This is a genomic window from Terrisporobacter sp., from assembly GCF_017888745.1.
Taxonomy (GTDB): domain Bacteria; phylum Bacillota; class Clostridia; order Peptostreptococcales; family Peptostreptococcaceae; genus Terrisporobacter.
The window spans coordinates 1-4,585 of sequence record NZ_JAGHFM010000068.1 but is presented as its reverse complement, the minus strand read 5'-3'; the positions used below and the strand labels follow the sequence as shown (position 1 = coordinate 4,585).

The following is a 4,585-nucleotide window of genomic DNA, read 5'->3' as shown; positions in this document are numbered from 1 at the left end:
TTGACGAAAAGCAACTTTTTTCTGGAGAACAACCTTAATATTTACTTTGTAAATTAATAATATATAAAGTTTAGTACATAATTTTAATAAAAAGCGAATTAAAGGTAATTGATTTTACCGGAAACTAATTCGCTTTCTATAATCTTTATCAATGAAACTTCACTATTTTTTCCTTTTAATGACGTTCTTTCAATGCCTCACTCAGCATTTTACCGCCTACCCCCCAGTTATCCAGGCTATTTTCCTTAATAAGTACATAAAAAGACGATTCATTTACTCCCAAAATCTCACTAGCTGATTTTGTAAGTTCCTTAATCAATCTTTTTTTCTGTTCTTTTGTTGCAGGTCCCATTTCTACTTGAATCTGTGGCATGTTGTCAAACCTTCCTTCCTCTTAAATGTTTATATTTATTTATCTCTAGATTGTTTTTCAACTGTACCTTTTTGTCACCGACAATTCTATATATAAAAGTATAGATATATCTTTCTTTGGTACATCTATATTTTAAAAATATTTTTTTAAAATGTAAAATGCCTATATTGAGTAGATTGTAATTTGTTTTATGTATTGCAACTATTTTGTTCCTTCAAAAATTGAATAAATGCTTCTGTGGCTTTTGCATATTTCTGTCCTTCCTTCCATGCAAGGAATGAACCCACCGAAAGCTCAGGTTTTAGGGGAAGAAACTTCATATCATCATAGTGGCAGTCTTGCTCCAGACAAATTACAGCACCTTTTTGTTCCCTTGCCACAATGACGGCATTATGCAATACATTATAATTAGTGCTGAAATCCATTTTCTCCGCAAATTTTCCAGACCATTTAATCAGCTCTGTATGTGCAGGCGTGTTAACATGAATGGTCACAACAAGGTTTCCTACAAGATCCCCTGGACGAATCACATTCTGTGTAGCAAGAGGAGAATCCTTGTGAATCAAAACACCCCATCGCTCTTTGGTTTTCATAGAAATAGAAGTGTAGCCGGAAAGATGGAATGGTTCAAGAAAAAGTCCAAGATCCAAAGCCCCTTGCTTCATTCGTTCTTGAATGTCTTCATTGCTGCCACTATATAGTTCAAATTTTACTAAGGGGTACTTTTTCTGAAATGCAGTAATGGACGCTGCAAGTTTTTTGACACTCATTAACTCTCCACAGCCAATAGAGATTTTTCCAGATAGAGTATCTTCGTTTTGAGAAATTTCATTTTTTGCTTTTTCAACCAACGCTACAATATCCTTTGCCCTGCGTCGGAATGTCATCCCTTCCTCGGTCAGTATAACACTGTGATTTGTACGCTCAAAAAGCTTTGTACCAAGTTCTTTCTCCAACTGCATAAGATGACGTGATAGTGTGGGTTGTGTTATATGAAGAAGCTGCGCAGCCCTTGTGATATTTTCTTCCCTGGCTGCCATCAGGAAGTATTCCAAAACACGAATATCCATGATATAACCTCGCAATAAATATTTCTATCATTGTACTATAATCACTGTGCATATTCAACTTGGAAACTAAAGATAATAATGATGAATATGGGTTTGTTATAGACGTAGAATAGATAAAAATATCACATAGATGTTATTTTGTGTTATACTTAAATTATAGTTAAATAAGATTACATTGTTTTGCTACCGAGTAAAACTAATTTAAATGCTCAAACACATTCCGTTAGGTCTTAGAAGGGATGTTGTTATGAGCATTTTTTTATGGGAGGTTTTAGGATGAATAATTATTATTTATTAAAGAAATTTTTAAAGTATGTTAGCCTTAATACTATAGGAATGATAGGGTTATCATGTTATATTCTTGCAGATACTTTTTTTGTTTCAGGTGCTCTTGGCTCAAATGGAATCGCTGCTTTGAATTTTTCTATATCAATTTATTGTATTATTAATGGTTTAGGTCTTATGATTGGTATTGGTGGAGCTACTAAATATAGTATTTTAAAGTCTAAAAATGAAGATGAAAGTGCGAACTCAATTTTTTCTAATACTGTAATTATAGGATTTGTTTTAGGAATTATTTTGCTTACTGTAGGTGTATTTTTTGCAACACCTATATCAAAACTACTTGGAGCAAATGGTGATACATTAACAATGACTAGTGATTATTTAAGTACTATACTTTGTTTCTCACCATTTTTTATTATAAATAATATAATGCTTGCATTTATAAGAAATGATAAAAAACCAAGATTATCTATGATAGCTATGCTTATGGGAAGTTTTTCAAATATCGTTCTTGATTATGTGTTTATGTTTCCTTTATCAATGGGAATGTTCGGTGCAGCTTTTGCTACAGGACTTGCTCCTATTATAAGTCTTTGTATTTTATCTTTACATTTTATAAGAAAAAATAATAGCTTTAAATTTATAAAATGCAAGATAGACATATATAATATATTAAATATTTTCGGACTTGGTTTATCATCGTTTATCACAGAAGTATCATCAGGTATAGTACTTATTTTATTTAATTTAGTAATATTAGAGATTAGTGGAATTGTAGGGGTTGCTGCATATGGAATTATTGCAAATGTAGCTCTTGTAGTAACATCTATATTTACAGGAATAGCGCAAGGTATACAGCCACTTTTAAGTGAGGGATATGGAAATGATGATGCTAAATTAATAAAAACAGTATTAAAGTATGCTATTTATTTATCTATAGGTTTAGCAACAGTTATATATGTATTAACTTTTATATTATCAAGAGATATTATTTCTATTTTTAATAGTGAGAATAATATTGAGTTAATTACTATTGCAAATAATGGATTAAGATTATATTTTATAGGATTTTTATTTGCAGGATTTAATATAATTACATCAGCATTTTTAAGCTCTATTGAAGAAATGAAAAGTGCTTTTATTATATCTATAATGCGTGGATGTATAGCTATTATACCTTGTTTATTTATTTTTAAGATGATTTTGGGAATAAATGGAGTTTGGTTATCTTTTGTATTTTCAGAATTTATAACAACAATGGTTGCTATATTGTTTTTTATTAAAATTTTTAAAAGTAGACAATATTAATATATTACAATAGAAATAAGGAGGGATTAAATATGGAGATGCAGTTTGGAATGTCAATAATAGCCATCTTATATATAGGAGTTATTATGGCTATTGCAGGATTAGGGATATATACACTTATATTAGCTATAAAAGCACTTAAAATTTATATAAAAAATAACTCGTAATTGTTATATAATGTGAAAGATAAATAGAAATTTGAAAGTGAGGATAAAATGAAACATATAGTATTAAAAAAACTATGCGAATACCCTGAACTATGTGAGAAGTCTGCTAATTGGTTCTCTCAAAAATGGGGTATTCCAGTTGAAGCATATCAGGAAAGTATTCAAGAGTGTATTGAACAAAAAACAGGTATACCACAATGGTATATTGTATTAAATGATAAAGAAGAAATTATAGCAGGAGCAGGGATTATAGAAAATGATTTCCATGACCGCAAAGATTTAAGTCCTAATTTATGTGCATTGTTTGTTGAAGAAAAATATAGAAAACAAAGGATAGCCAAATATATTTTAGACTTTGTAAGAAAAGATTTAGGTAGTATGGGTTTTGAAAAAATATATTTAATTACAGACCATACAGGATTTTATGAAAAATATGATTGGGATTTTTTAACTATGGTAAATGATGATGAGGGGAATGCTACAAGGATGTATGTCGCTTCTACTTTATGCTAAATTCCAATTTATAGAGCTGATTAAGTGAATAATATTAATATATCACCAACCAAAGGGATAGGAGCAGATGCTCCTATTTTTTTATTTAAGATGATTTTATAGTAACTTTAAAAGTATAGATAAAATAAGTAATTTAAAATTAAAAAATTAAAATAATGCATAAAGAGTACAATAAAGTGCAATAAAATGCAATAAATAGCAAAAAGTATTGACTGATAATATTGAGTTGGATATAATAAATCCATAAATTGAGTTAAATGAGAAAGGATTAATTTTAATGGAAGAAAAATTTTATACCATTGACCAAATTGCACAAATACTAGGAATGCATCACAAAACTATAAGAAAGTTTATAACTGAAGGTAAGCTTAGAGCGAATAAAGTTGGAAAGCAGTGGAGAATAACAGGACATGATTTAAGTCTTTTTATGGAAGATAATACAGTAAATGTTAGAAATGAAAATAAATCGGATAGTGAAAATATTGAGTTTTCAACTATTAATACAGAAAGTAAAAATATAGATAGCAAAATAAGTATATCTACAGTTGTTGATATTAAGGATGTAGATTTAGATGAATATAGGAAGTTATCCAATATGCTATTAGCAGTAATGAATACTAAAGATGCTAAAATGAGTGATTCAACTATAAATATAAAGCATTACCAAAAAGAAAAGAATTTAAAAGTAATGTTATGGGGTGATATTGAATTTACAAAGGAAATGTTGGATTTCATATCTACACTTACAGATAATAGAAATATATAAGGAGAGTTTAGGTGATAAAATGAAATATAAAATAATTGAAAAAACAAATAAAAGATATATAGAAGTAAACCAAGCAATTACTTGTGAATCTGATATATTAGAT

At 28.9% G+C, this 4,585-nt stretch carries 6 protein-coding genes; 4 read left to right on the top strand and 2 right to left on the bottom strand.

Annotated elements, in window-relative coordinates:
* Positions 1-175: 175 nt before the first annotated feature.
* The gene (gene dmpI, locus J7G74_RS03245; protein WP_297131906.1) at positions 176-373 is read right to left on the bottom strand and encodes a 4-oxalocrotonate tautomerase DmpI; all 198 of its coding nucleotides are present in this window, start codon (positions 371-373) and stop codon (positions 176-178) included.
* A gap of 188 nt (positions 374-561) precedes the next feature.
* Complete coding sequence (locus tag J7G74_RS03240) at positions 562-1,443, bottom strand: LysR family transcriptional regulator (RefSeq protein ID WP_297131902.1); 882 nt, start codon at positions 1,441-1,443, stop codon at positions 562-564.
* A gap of 276 nt (positions 1,444-1,719) precedes the next feature.
* Between J7G74_RS03240 and J7G74_RS03235 the strand changes: the two genes are divergently transcribed.
* The 4 genes from J7G74_RS03235 to J7G74_RS03220 all read left to right on the top strand — a co-directional run bounded on the left by J7G74_RS03235 (position 1,720) and on the right by J7G74_RS03220 (position 4,482).
* Positions 1,720-3,036, top strand: coding sequence for an MATE family efflux transporter (locus tag J7G74_RS03235; protein WP_297131900.1), 1,317 nt, complete (start codon positions 1,720-1,722; stop codon positions 3,034-3,036).
* A 32-nt stretch (positions 3,037-3,068) separates the two neighbouring features.
* Positions 3,069-3,203 carry a hypothetical protein gene (locus tag J7G74_RS03230; protein WP_297131897.1) on the top strand — a complete coding sequence of 45 codons (135 nt, stop codon included), beginning with the start codon at positions 3,069-3,071 and terminating at the stop codon, positions 3,201-3,203.
* Positions 3,204-3,251: 48 nt separating this feature from the next.
* Positions 3,252-3,716, top strand: coding sequence for a GNAT family N-acetyltransferase (locus tag J7G74_RS03225; protein ID WP_297131894.1), 465 nt, complete (start codon positions 3,252-3,254; stop codon positions 3,714-3,716).
* Between the two features lie 277 nt (positions 3,717-3,993).
* Positions 3,994-4,482, top strand: a complete 489-nt coding sequence (locus tag J7G74_RS03220; protein ID WP_297131891.1) for a helix-turn-helix domain-containing protein — start codon at positions 3,994-3,996, stop codon at positions 4,480-4,482.
* Positions 4,483-4,585 lie beyond the last annotated feature (103 nt).

Coding starts and splice junctions, on each gene's coding strand:
- dmpI (WP_297131906.1), bottom strand. CDS start 373: ATGCCACAGATTCAAGTAGAAATGGGACCTGCAACAAAAGAACAGAAA.
- J7G74_RS03240 (WP_297131902.1), bottom strand. CDS start 1,443: ATGGATATTCGTGTTTTGGAATACTTCCTGATGGCAGCCAGGGAAGAA.
- J7G74_RS03235 (WP_297131900.1), top strand. CDS start 1,720: ATGAATAATTATTATTTATTAAAGAAATTTTTAAAGTATGTTAGCCTT.
- J7G74_RS03230 (WP_297131897.1), top strand. CDS start 3,069: ATGGAGATGCAGTTTGGAATGTCAATAATAGCCATCTTATATATAGGA.
- J7G74_RS03225 (WP_297131894.1), top strand. CDS start 3,252: ATGAAACATATAGTATTAAAAAAACTATGCGAATACCCTGAACTATGT.
- J7G74_RS03220 (WP_297131891.1), top strand. CDS start 3,994: ATGGAAGAAAAATTTTATACCATTGACCAAATTGCACAAATACTAGGA.